The organism is Shewanella jiangmenensis (assembly GCF_018596335.1).
Taxonomy (GTDB): Bacteria; Pseudomonadota; Gammaproteobacteria; order Enterobacterales; family Shewanellaceae; genus Shewanella; species Shewanella jiangmenensis.
In genome coordinates this window covers 1-17,312 of sequence record NZ_JAHEPS010000007.1, presented here as the reverse complement: position 1 = coordinate 17,312, position 17,312 = coordinate 1, and the positions used below count along the sequence as shown (strand labels likewise).

Genomic DNA, 17,312 nt, shown 5'->3' with positions numbered 1-17,312 from the left:
AGTGAGATAAAGGACCTGTACATGAGTGCTGATAAACACCTGCAAAGCTGGCAAGAACGATTTGAAATGGCCGAGGCCATGCAACCTCTGCTCGGTAAACTGTACCGCAACCAAGGTGTCGAAGTTGTTGTCTATGGCAAGCCCTTGCTGAACGCCTCCACCATCGAGATTATTAAGGCGCACCGTTTGGTACGCCGTCATGTGGGTGACAAGCTGCGCCTGCGTGAAAGCTTCCCCTTTGTGGAAGCCCTGAGCAAACTGGCTGTTAAGCAATGCAAAGTGGATATCGGCAAACTCGCCGTCAATTACTGGCGCAACCACAGCGACGGCAGCGAAATCGAAGCCTACATGGCCAAAGAGCTGGCGCCTGCGATTGATCATGCTGACGAAGTCGAGCCAAGAGACGTGGTGCTTTACGGTTTTGGCCGTATTGGCCGTCTGCTGGCGCGCCTTCTGATTGAACGTACCGGCCGCAGCAACAAGCTGCGTCTGCGCGCCATCGTTATCCGTGGCGGCCGCGCCGGCGACCTTGAAAAGCGTGCCAGCCTGCTGCGCCGCGATTCAGTGCATGGCCCATTCAACGGCTCCGTTGAAATCGATGAAGAAAACAACGCGCTCATCGCCAACGGCACCTACATCCAAATCATCTATGCCAACGGTCCGGAAGAAGTGGACTACACCAAGTACGGCATCAACAATGCGCTGGTTGTTGACAACACAGGTGTGTGGAAAGATGAAGCTGGTCTCGGTCTGCACCTTAAGAGCCCAGGCGCTGCCAAGGTGCTGCTGACTGCACCTGCCAAAGGCAACATCAAGAACATCGTATTTGGTGTGAACGATGCCGACATTCTGGATGAAGACGTTATCGTGTCTGCCGCGTCGTGCACCACCAACGCCATCACCCCAGTGCTCAAAGCCATCAACGACAAGTACGGCATCGAAAATGGTCACGTGGAAACCATCCACTCTTATACCAACGACCAGAACCTTATCGACAACTACCACAAGGCCGACCGCCGTGGCCGCAGCGCGCCGCTGAACATGGTGATCACCGAAACCGGTGCTGCCAAGGCCGTTGCCAAGGCGCTGCCTGTGCTGGCTGGTCGCTTGACCGGTAACGCCATTCGCGTACCAACGCCAAACGTGTCGATGGCGATTCTGAGCCTGAACCTCAACGCCGAAACCAGCAAAGACGATATCAACGACTACCTGCTGGACATGGCGTTGCACTCACCGTTGCAGAACCAGATTGATTTCACCAACTCCACTGAAATCGTATCAAGCGATCTGGTTGGCTCACGCTACGCCGGTGTGGTTGACTCACAGGCCACCATCGCCGAAGGCAAACGCGCTATTCTGTACGTGTGGTACGACAACGAATTCGGTTACAGCTGTCAGGTAGTGGGCGTGATGCAGAAGATGCTCGGCCTGAATCACCTGTCTCTGCCAGTATCTGAATAAGAAACTGTGTCGATATAAACGCTGTATCTGGTTAAGAAACAGCAGTTTGAAAGCCCGGCTATGCCGGGCTTTTTCTTTTCAGCGCAATAAAACAGCATTCAGCCAACCCCTGATAAAAAAGCCGTTGACTGGGAAGTCTAAAAAGGTAGAATGCAACTCGCTGACAGGGACACCCAGTTCCAGCAACCGGAAACGCGACATTAGCTCAGTTGGTAGAGCGATACCTTGCCAAGGTATAGGTCATCGGTTCGAACCCGATATGTCGCTCCAATTCCGCAGTCAGCACCAGGTTAAAAAGTGGCGCGATGGCAGAATGGCTATGCTGCGGATTGCAAATCCGTCGATCTCGGTTCGACTCCGGGTCGCGCCTCCACTCCTGATTTACCTCATTTTTCTTTCCGTTTAAGACCCGTTTAACACCTGCTTTAACCGACTCAGCCAAATAAGATTTTATTCATCAATTATTTTCATTTTTTGATGAATGTTCATCTATTAAAGATTTTCAGCCAATATTCTTTCTTTCGCGCTACTCCCGTGGCAGCCACAATGCTATAAATAGGCGGTTTTCGTTACCCTCATCTATAAGGATAGTTTTCATGATATTTTCCCAGGTTGTACCCGCACCCGCCGACCCTATTTTAGGCCTGACAGATACCTTTAAGGCCGATCCACGGACCGACAAGGTGAATTTGGGCGTTGGGATCTATAAAGATGAGGCAGGGCAGACGCCGGTACTGAAGTCTGTAAAAAAGGCCGAAACCATTCTGCTGGACGAAGAGAAGACCAAAAATTACCTCGGTATTGAAGGCGTGACCCTGTACAACAGCGTGGTTCAGGCGCTGCTGTTTGGTGACAAGCATCCGGTGCTGGATGCCGGCCGCGCCGTGACCGCGCAGGCGCCGGGCGGAACCGGTGCGCTGCGTATCGCCGCCGAGTTTGTGGTGCGTAACACCCCAAGCCGGGTCATTTGGATCAGTAACCCAACCTGGGCCAACCATCAAAATATTTTTGAAACCGCGGGCCTTAGCGTAAAAGAATATGCCTACTACGACGCGGCGGCGCAGGACATTGACTTTGATGCCATGCTGGCGTCACTTGCAGGCGCTGCAAGTGGCGATCTGGTGCTGCTGCACGGCTGCTGTCATAACCCGACTGGTATCGATTTGACCCTTGAGCAGTGGCAAAAAGTCGGTGAGCTTTGCCGTGACAAAGGCCTGGTGCCTTTGTTTGACTTTGCTTATCAGGGCTTTGGCCGTGGCATTGAGGAAGACGCTGAAGGCTTGCGCCTGGTGGCGGGGATGGTGCCTGAGCTTTTGATAGCCAACTCATTCTCAAAGAACTTTGGTCTTTACAATGAGCGCATCGGCGCCGTTACGCTGGTTGGTGCCAGCGCCGACGAAGCCAAGGTAGCATTCAGTCAAATCAAGCGCACTATCCGCGCCAACTACTCCAATCCGCCGGCACACGGCGCCATGATTGTGAGCACCATTTTAAGCCGTCCAGCGCTGAAAGCTGAGTGGGAAGCCGAGCTTGCTGAAATGCGCGAGCGTATCGCAGAAATGCGGACCCTGTTTGTAGACAGCCTGGCCAAGGCCGGTGTTGAACGGGATTTCTCCTTTATCAGCCGCCAGATGGGCATGTTCAGCTTTTCCGGACTGGACAAAGCGCAGGTTGCTCGCCTGAAAGATGAGTTCGGTGTTTACATCGTTGGCTCAGGCCGTATCAGCGTTGCCGGTATGACCAAAAGCAATATGCCGGCCATCTGCGCCGCTATTGCCAAGGTGCTGTAACAAGCCACTTGTGTTACTGAGTACCGTTGATTGCGGATCAATATATCCATCTGATTTGCAATTAAAAAGGCTGCCTGTTTGGCAGCCTTTTGATTTTCTACGCAGTGCTTTCAAGCATCAAGCATCAACTTTCTACTTCTGGTATTCACACTTCGCTTTTACAGCCAATAGGCTGTGCCGGTCAGGCAATCAATCGCGTATGCAGCGGTGTTGCCATGATGGCGCTGGCGAGTGCCTGGGTACAATGCAGGCCCTGATGGTGGGCGCTTCTGAGCGGCAGGTAGCTGAAAATGCCATCATCGAAGCTCGTCTCAGCGTGGCACAGTACCCGCGAAATCGCCTGCTTACCGATAAGGCGATTACACCAGTCAACCCGCTCTTCGGCGCTGAGACGGTTGGCGGCGGCAGAGGTTTCCGGCGTCAGGTTTTCAATCAGCAGCACCTTGGCCGAGCTTCGGCGTATTGCTTCAGCCACCTTGGGCATCAGCAGCGCAGGCAGGGTTGAGGTTAAAAAGCTGCCGGGCCCGAGTACAATCAGCTCCGCGTCCAGAAGGGCGCTGATGGCTTCCTGAGTCGGCTCTACCATGGGCTCAAGGCCAAGGGCCTTGGGGTTTTGCTGCATCCTGTCGACATTGAGCTCACCAAACACCCAGTTACCATTTTGCTCCTGCGCCATCAAATGGGTCGGCACTTCGGACATGGGAATAAGCTTGCACTCAATTTTGAGCATGCTGCGGATAAGATTTACGGCATCGAGCGGCCGCACACAGAGCTGATCAAGTGCATAAAGCACCAGATTGCCAAGATTATGGCCGCTGAGATCAGAATTGCCGTCGAAGCGATATTCAAACAGCAGTGAGCCCACAGAAGGGCGATCGGCGAGCTGGGAGATACAATTACGTAAATCGCCCCAGGCAATACAGTTGTGTTGATCACGAAGCCTGCCGGTGGAGCCACCATTATCTGTGGTAGCCACTATGCCGGTAAGCCGGTGACCGAGAAATGACAGGCTGGACAGGACTCTGCCGAGCCCGTGACCGCCGCCTATGGCGACAACTTTGCGATAATCGTTTAGCTGTAATACGTCCATATGCATCCCTGAACAGCTGAAGGCACCGACACCCCTTGTCGGTGTTTGGCAAACGCCTTAGTGTAGTCAAAAACAGACACTTTTGCAGCCGGAAGTTTTGCGATGTGATGCCTTTCACATATAATCACGCTCAAGTCGTAATCTGTATCCACAAGCTAGAGATTAACCCATTGAAAATTGGTAATATATCTACTTTAGCCTTTGCCTTTGTGCTGTGTTTTGTCAGCGTGGCGCTGTTACGCCAGCTCTCCGGCACTCCGCCTGAGCAGGAGGCGGTGCCGGGGCTTAAGGCGCTTGGAAACACCACTGCGCTGCCGGATTTTAACGGTATCGCTAATATGCGTGAAAAAAAGAGCGCGTTTTTTGATTTTTTGCGGCCGATTGTTGCAGATATCAATCACAACAACCTGCAAAAACGCGCTCTGGTTGAAAGCGTGCTGGCCAGTATCAAGGCCGGTAAGGCATTAAGCGCTGAGCAAAGCGAGCAGCTTTCAGCCCTTGGCGCTGAATTCAAGGTCGATGAAACCGATCCGGAAAAGCTTGCCGAACGTTTGCTGCGCCGGATTGATGTGGTGCCCGAATCCTTGGTGCTTGTACAGGCCGCCACCGAAAGTGGTTGGGGCAGCTCACGTTTTGCCCGCGAAGGCCTGAATCTCTTCGGCCAGTGGTGCTACACCAAGGGCTGCGGTTTGGTGCCATCGGCGCGGCGTCAGGATATGAGCCACGAGGTGACAGTGTTTGACTCGGTAGAAGAGGCGATGCTGTCATACATCAATAACCTCAACACTCATCCTGCCTATCAACTGTTTCGCGCCATCCGCGCCGAGCAGCGCGCCAAGGGCCAGCACCCGACAGCACCTGAGCTCGCCTATGGGCTGGTCAACTATTCTGAGCGCCGCGAAGCCTATGTGGATGAATTGCTGCAAATGCTGCAGCACAACAAGAAGTATCTGGACGTATAACCATGCCCAAGCTCAAAATCTGTTTGTTGTCTTTACTGTCATTGCCGTTCTTTGCCGGCGCCGGCGAGGTGTCGCTGGAATACTCCGGCTTTCACGACCGGATGAAACTGGTGAACCGTGGCGAGTATCCCCGGATTGAGCTTACCTTTTCAGTACCAAAGCGCCCGGGCTGCATTATTCTCAAAGGCGAAATCACCACCGCCAATAAAAAGCAGTATCCCTTGTCCTTTACTGAGGATCAGCGTCTTTACGTTCCTTTTGATGACAATCTGAAATTAAATCGTGGCCTGGTGCGGCTTGAGACCGATGGTGATGCCTCGCAGTGCGGACTTGCGCTGCAAATTCGTGAGCGCGTGCCAAAGCAAAGCTACAGCGGTGAAGAGCTGAACGCTCTCAAAGAAGAGATGGACGAGCTGCAGGCTGCGATGCAGGGCTTTCCGATGAAGTATTTCGCGAAACCCGCCGATGGACTGCGATTTGAATTTGGCGCTGCCGATATCGCTGTCACCATAGATGGCATTGAGAAAGTGGTGCAGGGCGAGCTTACTTTGGATGAAAAGACCCTTGGCACTATTAAAACCCTTACGCTTACACAGCCTGCGCAGGTGGTGAGCCCCTGGTTTAATCGCGAGTCGTAAAAGCGGCTGGGCGAAAAGGTAGCTATCGCCAGCAGCCAACAGCGGCAGTCAGCAGCATCAATTGACAACCATCAGTCAGTAAAAAGCCCGCATCATGCGGGCTTTTGTGTATTTGGCTGAAACCAAACCTTATGGCATGAAGGTCGACACTATATCGATACGTTCGCCAAGGGGTTTAACGGCGGCCTTATCAAGGTCGATATGGCCGCTGTTGGACACGTCCATAAAATCGAATGCCGGCAAATTGGCTTCGGCAACATCACCGCGAAACTCGGCGTTCGGATCCTGCTTCAGTGACACAAAATCAAATTGCTCGCGGTCCACGCCCTGAGAGGGGGCGGTGTTCTGCATCGCGGTAAAAATGGTTTCAATACGGCCCGGGTACTGACGATCCCACTGCTTGAGCATATCTTTGATGGCGGCGCGCTTGAGGTTTTCCTGAGAGCCACACAGGTTACAGGGGATGATAGGGAAACCTTTGAGCGCCGCGTACTCTTCGATGTCTTTTTCGCGGCAGTAGGCGAGCGGGCGAATAACCACGTTGGCACCGTCGTCCGACAGCAGCTTGGGTGGCATGGCCTTCATTTTACCGCCGTAGAACATGTTCAAAAACAAGGTTTCGATAATGTCGTCACGGTGATGACCCAAGGCAATCTTGGTGGCGCCGATGCGCTGGGCAAAACCATAGAGGGTGCCGCGGCGCAGGCGTGAGCACAGCGAGCAGGTGGTCTTGCCTTCGGGAATTTTGTCTTTAACGATGGAGTAGGTGTCTTTTTCCAGAATATGGAACGGGATCCCAAGGCTCTCAAGGTATTGTGGCAGTACATGTTCAGGGAAACCCGGCTGCTTCTGATCGAGGTTTACCGCCACGATTTCGAATGACACAGGCGCACGCTGCTGCAGATTGATGAGGATATCCAGCATGGCATAGCTGTCTTTGCCACCGGACAGGCAGCACATCACCCGATCGCCTTCTTCAATCATGTTGTAGTCAGCGATGGCACTGCCGACTTCACGGCGCAGCCGCTTTTGCAGCTTGTTAAGGCGAGTGATCTGTTTTTTGGAAAGTTCGTCTTGCTGGATTTCAGACATTACAACGTCAGACATAAAAAAGCGCCCGGTAACCTAGGTTTCAGGGCGCGTATTATTCCAGCTTAGTGGCTTAGGGTAAAGCCTTAGCCTTCCTGAAGTGGTGATTTATATCCGTCGGGCTTTATCGCAAGCAAATCGCAGTTGAGGCTGTCAATCACATGCTCGGCGGTATTGCCGATAAGCGCCGCCGACAGGCCGGTTCGGCCAACGGTGCCCAGGATCACAAGCTCCGCATCCAGGCTTACGGCAAGCTCAGGAATAACATCTTCCGGCAAGCCTTCTTTCACATGGCAATGGTTGGCTGCCACACCAAAACGTTTGGCAAGCTCGGCAACCCGCTGCTCATGCTGAATGCGGATAGATTCGTTGTAGCTGTGGGCGTCAAAGTCGGGCAGTTCAATGGCAAGGTTCACCGGCGTGCCGGGGTAGCCGTTTACCAGATGCACGTCGGCATCAAACTGCGCCGCGAGCGTATTGGCGTGGCTGATGATTTTGTCATTCAGCGCCTGATGCTCAGGATCTTCAGTGGCCACGTTAACCGCACAGAGGATTTTGCCGCCAACCGGCCAGTCATGATCTTTTACCAACAGCACAGGCACAGGCGCTTTGCGCATCAAGTGCCAGTCGGTGGGGGTGAAAATCACCGCCTTGAGCTTATCGTGCTCATGGGTGCCTTTGACGATAAGGTCGTAATTACCATCGATAACGTGATTGATGATGCTCTCGAATGGGCGATTGTGCCACACCACCTGGGTGTCGATGGCAAGGCCGGGCTCACTCACTTTGGACACTATGTCGGCAAGCCAGGCAACGCGCTGATCTATCACTCCTTTACGCATGGCTTCGCGTTCGTGGGCGGATAGGATCGAAGTCATTTCGTAGGAAAAGTCAAAAATCGACAAAAACAGGGTAATGGACGCCTGGTGTCTGGAGGCCAGCTTTACTGCCCGCTCCAGCGCAACCTGTTTGTCGGTGGTGGGATCAATAACAACCAGTATCTTGTGACAATCCTTCATGGCGCTCTCCTGATGTGCCTTGGCTTACTTCCTATAATGAACCAGCCGCCAAAGGCTGCTTTGTTTTGGATCAATCGTTTATATGATTATCTGGCGATGCGTGCGTTACCGGCAAGGCCATTTAAGCCCGCATAATCGAGAATGGTGATGTACTTGCCTTTAACCTCGATTAAGCCGGACTTCTGAAAGCGGCCAAGCAAGCGGCTGATGGTCTCAACCGTCAGGCCAAGGTAATTACCTATGTCGCCGCGGGTCATGGTGAGGCGAAACTCACGGGGCGAAAAACCACGGTTACCGAAACGGCTGGCGAGATTTGCGATAAACGCAGCGAGGCGCTCTTCGGCGTTTTTCTTGCTGAGCAGCAAAATCATTTCCTGATCTGACATGATTTCGTTGCTCATCAGACGCATGATCTGCTGACGCAGCTTTGGCATAGAGCCCGACAGCTCATCGAGGGTGTTAAAGGGGATTTCGCACACCATGGAGGTTTCCAGCGCCTGAGCAAAACTCTGGTGCATCTGGGCATGAATGCCATCAAAGCCAATCACGTCACCGGCAAGGTGAAAGCCGGTGATCTGTTCATCGCCTTGCTCTGTGATGGTGTAGCTCTTGATGGTGCCGGAGCGGATAGCATAGAGCGACTTAAGCTGGTCACCGGATTTAAAAATCTGCTCGCCTTTCTGAATCGGCTTTTTGCGCTCAATGATATTGTCCAACTGATCGAGCTCATTGGCATTGAGGGTAAACGGAATGCACAGCGTTCCCATGCTGCAATCGTGACAATGGATGGTACAACCTGAAGCAGCGGGGCGGCGTTGTTTGTTTTGTTCTATGGGCATTGTCGGATCTCAAACCTTTCTATTAACTACATGTTAACTCAATTGCCCTGGTCGGGCTAGCCAAGCTGAGCTATGCCAATATATAGCGTTTGCACCCCAAAGGCTATGAGCAGGGCACCGCCGAGCACGCGCACCGCACGCTTCTGAAGCCAACTGGCGAGGGTCTTGGCGGCCAATCCGGCACTGAGAAGCGCAGGCAAGGTCCCCAAGCCAAAAAACAGCATGATAAGTGCGCCATCGAGGGCACTGGCGCTTGCCACTGACCAGGTAAGGGTAGAGTACACCAAACCGCAGGGCAGCCAGCCCCACACCATGCCGGCGCTGAGCGCTCGCCCCGGCGTATTGATGGGCAACAGCCGCTTGCTAAGTGGCTGAAGATACTGCCACAGCCATTTGCCGAGGTTTTCGATGGCGAGCAGCCCACCCCAAAGTTTGGCGATATGCAGCCCAAGTAAAATCATCATCACACCGGCAATAAAACGCAGCGCCAGCGTAAAATGCCCCGCATCAAACAGAAGCGTGAGACCACCGGCCGCGCCGCCCGCAATGGCACCTGCCGCAGTGTAGCTCGCGATGCGCCCGCCGTTATAGGCAAGCAAAAAGGTGAGCTTGTGACTCAGGGGATTTTGCAGGCGGCCGGGCGCCGGAATTTGACTTGAAAAAGCGCCGACCAGGCCACCGCACATACCAAAACAGTGAGCGCCGCCCATCAGACCAACGAGAAATGCACTGTAGAGGCTGTAATCCATCAGTGCGGCTCGTTAGCGTTGGCCTTAACGGCTTGAACGTCAGAGTCAGCGGCGCTTGGGTGGTTAGTTTCTGTGTTATGTACAGAGTTTGAAGCCGGGTTTGATGCCTTATTGTCGTCTTCAAACAGAATGGATGAGCCCTGACGGTTTAAATCGTCAAACTGCTCAGAGCGTACCGCCCAGAAAAAAATGCCCACCGCGATAAGCACAAACAACATGGCGATGGGAATGAGGACGTAGATAATACTCATGGTTTAATCCTAAGCAGGCGCAAGCTGTTGCCAACCACAATCAGCGAGCTTGCTGACATGCCGATGGCGGCAATATAAGGCACCACATGCCCAGTCACGGCAAGTGGCAGAATGAGCACATTGTACCCCAGTGCCCAGGCAAGATTCTGACGAATAATGTTGCTCGTGCGTTTGGCGATGTCGAGCGCGTCCACAAAACGATGCAGATGGTCGCCAAGCAAAATCAGATCGGCGCTGTTTTTGGCAATGGCACTGCCGCTGCCCATGGCCACCGACAAATCCGCACCGGCAAGCACAGGTGCATCATTGATACCATCGCCAAACATGGCCACGGTTTTACCGGATTGGCGCAGCGCTTCAATCAGGGCGAGCTTATCCTGTGGCCGCAGTGCACCTTTGATATCCGTAACCCCAAGAGCGCTGCCCACTTCCTGCAGATGATGGGAAGAGTCACCGCTGGCAATCGCAAGCCCAAGGCCGCGCGCCTTAAGCTCTGCGAGCGTTTCTTTGGCGTCAGTCCTGAGTTCATCCTGAATTTCAAAAGCGGCGATAAGCTTAAAGCCGGCTTCACTTAACTTACTGAGATACACCCACTGGCCATGCTCTCGCTGCACTTCCGGCAGCGTTTCAGGCACTTGGGCAAACGAAGCGCTACCAATGCGAAGCGTGCTGCCGTCGATTGTGCCTTGCACGCCTTCGCCGACAAAGTGGGTAAGATCAGTGGGAGCAGACGCAGGCTCGGCGCGGGCAAAAAGTTTGGCGATAGGATGCAGCGAGCCCTGCTCAAGCGAGGATGCCAGCGCCAGCGCTTCGCTTCGCTCAAGTCCCTGATAAAGTTTTATGTCACCAAAGGAGAATTCGCCGCAGGTGAGGGTGCCGGTTTTATCAAACACGACCGTATCAAGCCTTGGCAGTTTCTCAAACACAGTGCCATTTCTTGAGATGATCCCCAAGCGGGTAAAAAGTCCGGTGGCGCAGGTTACCGCGGTTGGGGTGGCGAGTGCGAGCGCACAGGGGCAGGTGGCAACCAGCACCGACAGGGTGACCCAGAACGCATCTTCCGGCGCAAACTGACGCCAGACAAAATAGGTAATGGTGGCAATGGTTAAAATGGTGGCCGAGAAATAACGCGCCAGTTTATCAGCAGTCAGCGCAATGGCGGGCTTGGCGTTGGATGCTAGCTCCTGCAGGCGAATGATTTCGGCAACCAGCTGATCCTGACCAAGCGCCGTGACCTTAATTTGCAGCGGCTGCTCGAGGTTTATGGTGCCGGCGTACACCGCCATGCCGGGCGCTTTGGCCACGGGCAACTGCTCACCGGTGAGCATGGCTTCGTTTACGCCGGAGCTGCCGTCAATAATGTCACCGTCGGCGGCAATCACATCGCCCGGGCGCACCAGAATAATATCGCCTATCGCAAGCTTTTTGGCAGGCACTTCTTCGATGCCGCCTGCGGTGACAAGTGACGCGGTAAGCGGCACCAATTTATGCAGGTTACTTGAGCTTACCGAGGCTTTTTGGCGCGCGCGCTGCTCAAAATAGCGGCCAAGCAGCAAAAAGAAGGTGAACATGGACACGGATTCAAAATACACCTCGCCGGTGCCATTGATGGTGGCAACGCAGCTTGCGATGTACGCGCCGCAAATCGCAATCGACACCGACACATCCATATTCAGCTTGCCGCTCAATATGGCGCGAATGGCACTGAAGTAAAATGGCTGCGCCGAGTAGAACACCACGGGCGCAGCAAAAATCATGCTGACCCAGCGGAAATAATCGCGGTATTCGGCTTCAAGATCGGTGAAGTAGCCATTATAGAGCGCCAGCGCAAACATCATCACCTGCATGGTGGCAAAGCCTGCAAGACCTAAGCGCAATAAAAACCGGCGGCTGTTTTTCTTGCTGATCACTTCCTGATCGTCAAGCTGAAATGGCGCGGCGCTGTAACCGATACTGGCAATGGCGCTGAGCAGCTCGCTCAGTTTTACTTTGCTTGCCTGCCAGCGAATGTAAGCGCGCTGGGTGGTGGAGTTAACCTGAATGCGCGCCACACCCTCGATTTTTTGCAGTTTATGCTCGATAAGCCAGGCGCAGGCGGCGCAGGTGATGCCATCAATGGAGAGGCTGACTTCTTCAAAGCCGTCGCGGCCCTGCACAAAGTCCTGCTGCACTTCGGGCAAATCGTAGGCGCTGTAGTGGGACAAACTCTCAGGAACAAGGGCGGTTTGGCGACTGCCGGGCTCGGTGCGGTATTTGTAGTAAGAGAGCAGACCGGCATCGACAATCGACTGGGACACGGCCTGGCAACCCGGGCAACACATGATTTGGTCGTTGCCGTCGATATGGGTGATAAAACGGGAGCCGGTTAGCACCGGCTCGTTACAGTGAAAACACAGGGAATTGGACATGGCGGGCTCAGTTCAGCCAGTGCTGCTTGCCTTCGACAAGTTCGAGGCGCTTTTGCAGACGCCACTTGCCATCAAAACTCTCGATACGGATTTCCCAGTCGCCGGAGATTGGCGCTTCGGGGGTGATACGGTACTTGCCGGTGGCATCGCGGCTCAGCATCTGGCTAAAGTCACGGTCGGCGAGTGTTGGGTGGTAAAACTGGGTGTTAAGACCGGCCTCATAGGCAGGGCCGCCATGCTGCTCGATGATCACGGCGCCATTTTCAACGCTGACGAGGAACTGCATACCAATCTGACGCGCGAACTGGATTTTGGACAAGTCCATATTGATGGCTTTGCCTTTTTTATAGTACTCCTCGGCAACCAGAGAATCTGAATTGTCCAGGGCGATTTTAAAGGTGGTCAAACTGGCCACCACGGCGCACAGGGGAAGGATAATCAAAAACCAGGGCCAGAACTGCTTATACCAGGCTTGCTGTTCACTCATGTCGTAATACCATCGATGAAATTAGTGCGATATTTTATCGCCAAATGTATGAGTTATCACTTAAAAAAAGGCCCCGAATTTCACTCGGGGCCTTTATTTTCAGCTGTCCTTATTACTTGTTGGACAGGCTGTATACGTAAGCTGCGATAACGTGAACTTTTTCTTCACCCAGCATGTCTTTCCATGCAGGCATCACACCGGCGCGACCGTTCTTGATTGACTCGGCAATCTTGCCATCGCTTGAGCCGTACAGCCAAACGTTGTCAGTCAGGTTAGGGGCACCCATCAGCTTATTACCTTTAGCGTCCATACCGTGACAGGCGAAACAGCCTTTCATGAAGGAACCCTGACCCTGAGCTGCCAGCGCTGCATCGTGCTCGGCGCCGCCGAGTTTGTGCAGGTAAGCAACCAGACCTGGGATTTCGCTGTCATCAACCGGCAGACCGCCTTTTGGAGGCATCATACCGCGACGACCGTTCATGATGCTGGCTTTGATTTCGTCAGCAGAACCGCCATACAGCCAATCAGTGTCGGTCAGGTTAGGGAAACCTTCACCGCCACGGGCATCTGAGCCGTGACACTGGGCACAGTTCTGCAGGAACAGACGGCCACCCACTTTAACGGCTTCAGGATTCTTGGCCAGCTCTTCGATTGGGGTTTTGGCATACTCCTGGAAGATAGGGCCGGACTTTTCGTTCTCAGCTTTTACTTCCTGGTCGTACTGTACCCAACGGCCTTCGGTGGCAGCAGCTTCAATCGCAGCCTTGGAGTCTGCTTTGATGCCCTGGTCAGTACCGATGCTCTGGTTAGAGCTGCTCCAGCCCAGCAAACCTTTATAGTTGCCAAGACCTGGATAGGCTATCAGGTAAACCACACCGAATACGATGGTGATGTAGAACATGTAGCTCCACCATTTCGGCAGAGGGTTGTTCAGCTCTTCAATGCCATCGAAGCTGTGACCCATAGACTCGCCTTCTTTGATCTCTGGAGTCGTGTTCTTGGAACAGATCCGGAGCAAAACAAAACAGCCTACGATCACTAAGATTGTGAGTATGCTAATCCACATACTCCAGAAGCTACTCATCAACATTATTTTTGCTCTCCTGAGTCCTTCATTACCTTGCTATCTTCATCAGAGAACACAAGGTTAGCCGCCTCGTCGAATTGCTTTTTGCGACGGGAGCTATAAGCCCAAGCAAATATACCGACGAAGGTCAGCATTACAACGATGGTGATAACTCCGTGTAATGTGCCGTAATCCATATAATTGCCTCCTTATTTGAGTGCATGCCCCAAAGACTGCAGGTACGCGATGATGGCTTCCATCTCAGTTTTGCCTTCTACGGCTTTCTGAGCGTTAGCAATTTCTTCATCACTGTACAGGTCTTTACCGTTGTACTCGCCCTTGTGCATATCGCGCAAAATGGTCATTTTGCGAGCGGTATACTGGCCATCAAGTTTGTTGTCGGCAAGCCAAGGGAAAGCTGGCATGTTGGACTGAGGAACCACGGCGCGAGGGTCAATCAGGTGAACCTCATGCCATTTGTCTGAGTAACGACCACCTACACGGGCCAGATCCGGACCGGTACGCTTGGAGCCCCACTGGAACGGGTGATCCCATACGGATTCACCGGCAACAGAGTAGTGGCCATAACGCTCGGTTTCGGCACGCAGAGGACGGATCATCTGGCTGTGACAGTTGTAGCAACCTTCACGGATATAGATGTCGCGGCCTTCCAGCTCGAGTGCAGTATAAGGACGCAGGCCCTTCACTGGCTCGGTGGTGTCTTTCTGAAAAAGCAGCGGCGTGATCTGTACCAGACCACCGATGCTGATCACCAGCACAGTGAAGATACCGAGCAAACCGATGTTTTTCTCTATTAACTCATGATTGAATTTCATCGTGTCTACTCCTTATGCAGCTTTGGCTTCGGCCAGCGCAGGCAGTGAATCTTTCGGCGCTTTAACGGTGCGATACACGTTATAGGCCATGATCAGCATACCGGTTACGAAGAAGCAGCCGCCGAGGAAGCGTACGAAGTAGAACGGATATGAAGCTTCCAGACTTTCAACGAAGCTGTAAGTCAGGGTGCCGTCAGAGTTAACTGCACGCCACATCAGACCTTGCATCACACCAGAGATCCACATGGCAACGATGTACAGTACAGTACCGATAGTTGCCAGCCAGAAGTGTACGTTTACCAGAGAGGTAGAGTACATACGGCCATGACCGAACAGGTTCGGGATCAGGTGATACAGAGAACCGATAGACACCATGGCAACCCAACCCAGCGCGCCGGAGTGTACGTGACCAACGGTCCAGTCAGTGTAGTGAGACAGCGCGTTAACGGTCTTGATCGCCATCATCGGGCCTTCGAAGGTAGACATACCGTAGAAGGACAGAGAAACCACCAGGAAGCGCAGTACTGGATCAGTACGCAGCTTGTGCCATGCGCCGGAAAGGGTCATGATGCCGTTGATCATACCGCCCCATGAAGGTGCGAACAGGATCAGAGACATCACCATACCCAGAGACTGAGTCCAGTCGGGCAGGGCAGTGTAGTGCAGGTGGTGAGGACCGGCCCAGATGTACAGTGCAATCAGTGCCCAGAAGTGCACGATAGACAGACGATAAGAGTACACAGGACGACCGGCTTGCTTAGGCACGAAGTAGTACATCATACCCAGGAAGCCTGCGGTCAGCAGGAAGCCTACGGCGTTGTGACCATACCACCACTGAACCATGGCATCCACGGCACCGGCATAAATAGAGTAAGACTTCCACAGGCTAACAGGTACAGCCATGGAGTTTACAATGTGCAGCACGGCAACAGTGATGATAAAGGCACCGAAGAACCAGTTCGCCACATAGATGTGTGAGGTTTTACGCTTAATAATGGTTCCGAAGAACACAATCGCGTAGCTCACCCAAACAACGGCGATGGCGATATCGATTGGCCATTCCAGCTCGGCGTATTCTTTACCACTGGTAATACCCATTGGCAGAGTGATGGCAGCAGCCAGAATGATCGCTTGCCAGCCCCAGAATGTGAATTGAGCCAGAGCAGGCGCAAACAAACGGGTTTGACAAGTACGTTGAACAACATAGTAGGAGGTGGCGAAGAGCGCTGAAGTACCGAACGCGAAGATTACCGCATTGGTGTGCAATGGCCGCAGGCGGCTATAGGTCAACCAAGGAGTATCAAAGTTCAGCTGTGGCCAGATCAACTGAGCCGCAATCAGTACACCGACGGACATACCAACAATACCCCACAAAACTGTGGTAAGGGCAAATTGGCGCACGACAGTGTAATTGTAATCAGCGCCGTGAGGCTGGGAATGGTTCATCATAGTGCTTCCACTGCTTATTACTTTTACTTGTAATGTGAGTAAAGACGAGCTTTACCGGTTTCTAATTTATGATAGCCGCAATTTGTCCCTATCGGTCTAAACAACGGCTGTCAATGTTTTTGCCCGAGGTTTTGCAACCCAACGCAAGGCTTGGCAATGATACTTGAGCTGCGTCAAAAAAGATACGCCGTGTAACGGGCGTTTGTTGATCTGGATCAAGCGGGACAATAGAATGTTAACTTATTGCAGCACAAGGTGAATTGTTATGCTAGGAAAGCGTGTTTTGCTGATAATGAGCGTGGTTTTGAACGCTGTTTTCGCGGTGGGTTGTGATCAAAATCAAATTTCAGCGACGCCGCGCGCCGACGAAACGGATTTGTGTAACTTTCATCAAGGCCCATGCAGGGTTTCAGTTGGCGATAATATCATCAGCCTTGAACTGTCGCCGAGTGATGCGCCCAGTGAAAAGCCGCTGACTTTCAAGGTTAAACTCTCAAACGCCCCCACAAACCTCGATAGCAGAATAGAAGGAAGAGATATGTTTATGGGGGTTATTCCTGTCAATTGGACCGAAACCGGTGAAAATACGTTTCAGGCAAGCGCAATCTACGGCAGCTGCAGCAGTGATTATATGATTTGGCGCCTATGGCTTAGCATCACCGACAAAGAGGGCAATACACAGCAAACCTGGTTTGATTTTAAAGCCGACAACAGCCGTTAATGGCAGAATGGATTAACGCAATGGTCAATTTGCGGGTGGCGCTGAAGAGTGCTGACACAAACTCGTCGCCCAAACTAATGGCGGATTGGAGGTATCGAAACCAGACTCAGGGCCATCAAGTCAGTTAGGGCCGCGCTCATTCAAGGATGATTCAGTTAAAGAAGGCTAGGTCATGGTAGGTCAGTTATAGAGGGCTCTTTAGCAGATTTACTTATAGAGTGATTACCTTAATAGGCTCAGTTTTAATAGTTTGAGTAATAGAAGTTTTGGATAGAGATAAGTACCCCTGTGGTAAAACAACCCACCAAATGCAGCTGCCATCGCCTGAACTGTATTAGTCGCGACTTGATCTGACACATCATCTTGAAAAGGTGAGAGTTACCCGTTTTGATAAAGGTGTCGAATCTTCAATCAAAACAAAAGAGGTAACTCTCATGTTGCATACTAACAACCCCAT

The 17,312-nt window shown here is 52.7% G+C and carries 17 protein-coding genes and 2 tRNA genes; 7 read left to right on the top strand and 12 right to left on the bottom strand.

The window, feature by feature from the left end; translation table 11 throughout:
* The first annotated feature begins 21 nt into the window (after nucleotides 1-21).
* The 4 genes from KJI95_RS15580 (at nucleotide 22) to KJI95_RS15565 (ending at nucleotide 3,251) form a co-directional block, all read left to right on the top strand.
* On the top strand, nucleotides 22-1,461 hold the full coding sequence (locus tag KJI95_RS15580) for a glyceraldehyde-3-phosphate dehydrogenase (RefSeq protein ID WP_214508123.1): 1,440 nt from the start codon (nucleotides 22-24) through the stop codon (nucleotides 1,459-1,461).
* A gap of 194 nt (nucleotides 1,462-1,655) precedes the next feature.
* Nucleotides 1,656-1,731 (top strand) — tRNA-Gly (locus KJI95_RS15575).
* A 29-nt stretch (nucleotides 1,732-1,760) separates the two neighbouring features.
* Nucleotides 1,761-1,834 (top strand) — tRNA-Cys (locus KJI95_RS15570).
* A gap of 223 nt (nucleotides 1,835-2,057) precedes the next feature.
* Nucleotides 2,058-3,251 (top strand): amino acid aminotransferase, encoded by a 1,194-nt coding sequence (locus KJI95_RS15565; protein ID WP_214508122.1) that lies wholly within the window; start codon nucleotides 2,058-2,060, stop codon nucleotides 3,249-3,251.
* A 181-nt stretch (nucleotides 3,252-3,432) separates the two neighbouring features.
* Here KJI95_RS15565 and yvcK read toward each other — a convergent pair whose 3' ends face one another.
* Nucleotides 3,433-4,341 (bottom strand): uridine diphosphate-N-acetylglucosamine-binding protein YvcK, encoded by a 909-nt coding sequence (gene yvcK, locus KJI95_RS15560; RefSeq protein ID WP_214508121.1) that lies wholly within the window; start codon nucleotides 4,339-4,341, stop codon nucleotides 3,433-3,435.
* Between the two features lie 170 nt (nucleotides 4,342-4,511).
* On the opposite strand from yvcK, the gene KJI95_RS15555 reads away from it, so the two are divergent.
* Complete coding sequence (locus KJI95_RS15555) at nucleotides 4,512-5,303, top strand: glucosaminidase domain-containing protein (RefSeq protein ID WP_250885880.1); 792 nt, start codon at nucleotides 4,512-4,514, stop codon at nucleotides 5,301-5,303.
* Between the two features lie 2 nt (nucleotides 5,304-5,305).
* The gene (locus tag KJI95_RS15550; RefSeq protein WP_214508119.1) at nucleotides 5,306-5,941 is read left to right on the top strand and encodes a DUF2987 domain-containing protein; all 636 of its coding nucleotides are present in this window, start codon (nucleotides 5,306-5,308) and stop codon (nucleotides 5,939-5,941) included.
* Between the two features lie 129 nt (nucleotides 5,942-6,070).
* On the opposite strand, the gene ttcA is transcribed toward KJI95_RS15550, so the two are convergent.
* The 11 genes from ttcA to ccoN form a co-directional block, all read right to left on the bottom strand.
* Nucleotides 6,071-7,033, bottom strand: a complete 963-nt coding sequence (ttcA, locus tag KJI95_RS15545; RefSeq protein ID WP_214508253.1) for a tRNA 2-thiocytidine(32) synthetase TtcA — start codon at nucleotides 7,031-7,033, stop codon at nucleotides 6,071-6,073.
* Nucleotides 7,034-7,116: 83 nt separating this feature from the next.
* Nucleotides 7,117-8,049, bottom strand: coding sequence for a universal stress protein UspE (uspE, locus tag KJI95_RS15540; RefSeq protein WP_214508118.1), 933 nt, complete (start codon nucleotides 8,047-8,049; stop codon nucleotides 7,117-7,119).
* Nucleotides 8,050-8,135: 86 nt separating this feature from the next.
* The gene (gene etrA / locus KJI95_RS15535) at nucleotides 8,136-8,888 is read right to left on the bottom strand and encodes an electron transport transcriptional regulator EtrA (RefSeq protein WP_214508117.1); all 753 of its coding nucleotides are present in this window, start codon (nucleotides 8,886-8,888) and stop codon (nucleotides 8,136-8,138) included.
* 56 nt (nucleotides 8,889-8,944) lie between these two features.
* Nucleotides 8,945-9,640: a sulfite exporter TauE/SafE family protein gene (locus KJI95_RS15530; RefSeq protein WP_214508252.1), complete on the bottom strand. Its 696-nt coding sequence runs from the start codon at nucleotides 9,638-9,640 to the stop codon at nucleotides 8,945-8,947.
* A complete protein-coding gene (gene ccoS, locus KJI95_RS15525; protein WP_214508116.1) occupies nucleotides 9,637-9,888 on the bottom strand; it encodes a cbb3-type cytochrome oxidase assembly protein CcoS in 252 nt (83 codons plus the stop codon). The genes KJI95_RS15530 and ccoS overlap by 4 nt, the downstream gene beginning before the upstream one ends.
* Nucleotides 9,885-12,296, bottom strand: coding sequence for a heavy metal translocating P-type ATPase (locus KJI95_RS15520; RefSeq protein ID WP_214508115.1), 2,412 nt, complete (start codon nucleotides 12,294-12,296; stop codon nucleotides 9,885-9,887). The genes ccoS and KJI95_RS15520 overlap by 4 nt, the downstream gene beginning before the upstream one ends.
* A gap of 7 nt (nucleotides 12,297-12,303) precedes the next feature.
* Nucleotides 12,304-12,783 carry a FixH family protein gene (locus KJI95_RS15515; protein ID WP_214508114.1) on the bottom strand — a complete coding sequence of 160 codons (480 nt, stop codon included), beginning with the start codon at nucleotides 12,781-12,783 and terminating at the stop codon, nucleotides 12,304-12,306.
* A gap of 112 nt (nucleotides 12,784-12,895) precedes the next feature.
* Entirely contained in the window at nucleotides 12,896-13,867 is a 972-nt protein-coding gene (gene ccoP / locus KJI95_RS15510) for a cytochrome-c oxidase, cbb3-type subunit III (RefSeq protein WP_214508251.1), read from the bottom strand.
* Nucleotides 13,868-13,872: 5 nt separating this feature from the next.
* Nucleotides 13,873-14,046 (bottom strand): cbb3-type cytochrome oxidase subunit 3, encoded by a 174-nt coding sequence (locus KJI95_RS15505; RefSeq protein WP_214508113.1) that lies wholly within the window; start codon nucleotides 14,044-14,046, stop codon nucleotides 13,873-13,875.
* A gap of 12 nt (nucleotides 14,047-14,058) precedes the next feature.
* Complete coding sequence (gene ccoO / locus KJI95_RS15500; protein ID WP_214508112.1) at nucleotides 14,059-14,685, bottom strand: cytochrome-c oxidase, cbb3-type subunit II; 627 nt, start codon at nucleotides 14,683-14,685, stop codon at nucleotides 14,059-14,061.
* A 12-nt stretch (nucleotides 14,686-14,697) separates the two neighbouring features.
* Nucleotides 14,698-16,134 (bottom strand): cytochrome-c oxidase, cbb3-type subunit I, encoded by a 1,437-nt coding sequence (ccoN, locus tag KJI95_RS15495; RefSeq protein WP_214508111.1) that lies wholly within the window; start codon nucleotides 16,132-16,134, stop codon nucleotides 14,698-14,700.
* A gap of 265 nt (nucleotides 16,135-16,399) precedes the next feature.
* Between ccoN and KJI95_RS15490 the strand changes: the two genes are divergently transcribed.
* Complete coding sequence (locus KJI95_RS15490; RefSeq protein ID WP_214508110.1) at nucleotides 16,400-16,855, top strand: hypothetical protein; 456 nt, start codon at nucleotides 16,400-16,402, stop codon at nucleotides 16,853-16,855.
* Nucleotides 16,856-17,312: the final 457 nt, after the last annotated feature.

What these genes read in the sequence shown, in the direction of transcription:
- ccoN (WP_214508111.1), bottom strand. Translation starts at nt 16,134, where the DNA reads ATGATGAACCATTCCCAGCCTCACGGCGCTGATTACAATTACACTGTC.
- etrA (WP_214508117.1), bottom strand. Translation starts at nt 8,888, where the DNA reads ATGCCCATAGAACAAAACAAACAACGCCGCCCCGCTGCTTCAGGTTGT.
- KJI95_RS15565 (WP_214508122.1), top strand. Translation starts at nt 2,058, where the DNA reads ATGATATTTTCCCAGGTTGTACCCGCACCCGCCGACCCTATTTTAGGC.
- KJI95_RS15505 (WP_214508113.1), bottom strand. Translation starts at nt 14,046, where the DNA reads ATGGATTACGGCACATTACACGGAGTTATCACCATCGTTGTAATGCTG.
- KJI95_RS15520 (WP_214508115.1), bottom strand. Translation starts at nt 12,296, where the DNA reads ATGTCCAATTCCCTGTGTTTTCACTGTAACGAGCCGGTGCTAACCGGC.
- uspE (WP_214508118.1), bottom strand. Translation starts at nt 8,049, where the DNA reads ATGAAGGATTGTCACAAGATACTGGTTGTTATTGATCCCACCACCGAC.
- ccoO (WP_214508112.1), bottom strand. Translation starts at nt 14,685, where the DNA reads ATGAAATTCAATCATGAGTTAATAGAGAAAAACATCGGTTTGCTCGGT.
- KJI95_RS15550 (WP_214508119.1), top strand. Translation starts at nt 5,306, where the DNA reads ATGCCCAAGCTCAAAATCTGTTTGTTGTCTTTACTGTCATTGCCGTTC.
- KJI95_RS15490 (WP_214508110.1), top strand. Translation starts at nt 16,400, where the DNA reads ATGCTAGGAAAGCGTGTTTTGCTGATAATGAGCGTGGTTTTGAACGCT.
- yvcK (WP_214508121.1), bottom strand. Translation starts at nt 4,341, where the DNA reads ATGGACGTATTACAGCTAAACGATTATCGCAAAGTTGTCGCCATAGGC.
- ccoP (WP_214508251.1), bottom strand. Translation starts at nt 13,867, where the DNA reads ATGAGTAGCTTCTGGAGTATGTGGATTAGCATACTCACAATCTTAGTG.
- KJI95_RS15515 (WP_214508114.1), bottom strand. Translation starts at nt 12,783, where the DNA reads ATGAGTGAACAGCAAGCCTGGTATAAGCAGTTCTGGCCCTGGTTTTTG.
- ccoS (WP_214508116.1), bottom strand. Translation starts at nt 9,888, where the DNA reads ATGAGTATTATCTACGTCCTCATTCCCATCGCCATGTTGTTTGTGCTT.
- ttcA (WP_214508253.1), bottom strand. Translation starts at nt 7,033, where the DNA reads ATGTCTGAAATCCAGCAAGACGAACTTTCCAAAAAACAGATCACTCGC.
- KJI95_RS15580 (WP_214508123.1), top strand. Translation starts at nt 22, where the DNA reads ATGAGTGCTGATAAACACCTGCAAAGCTGGCAAGAACGATTTGAAATG.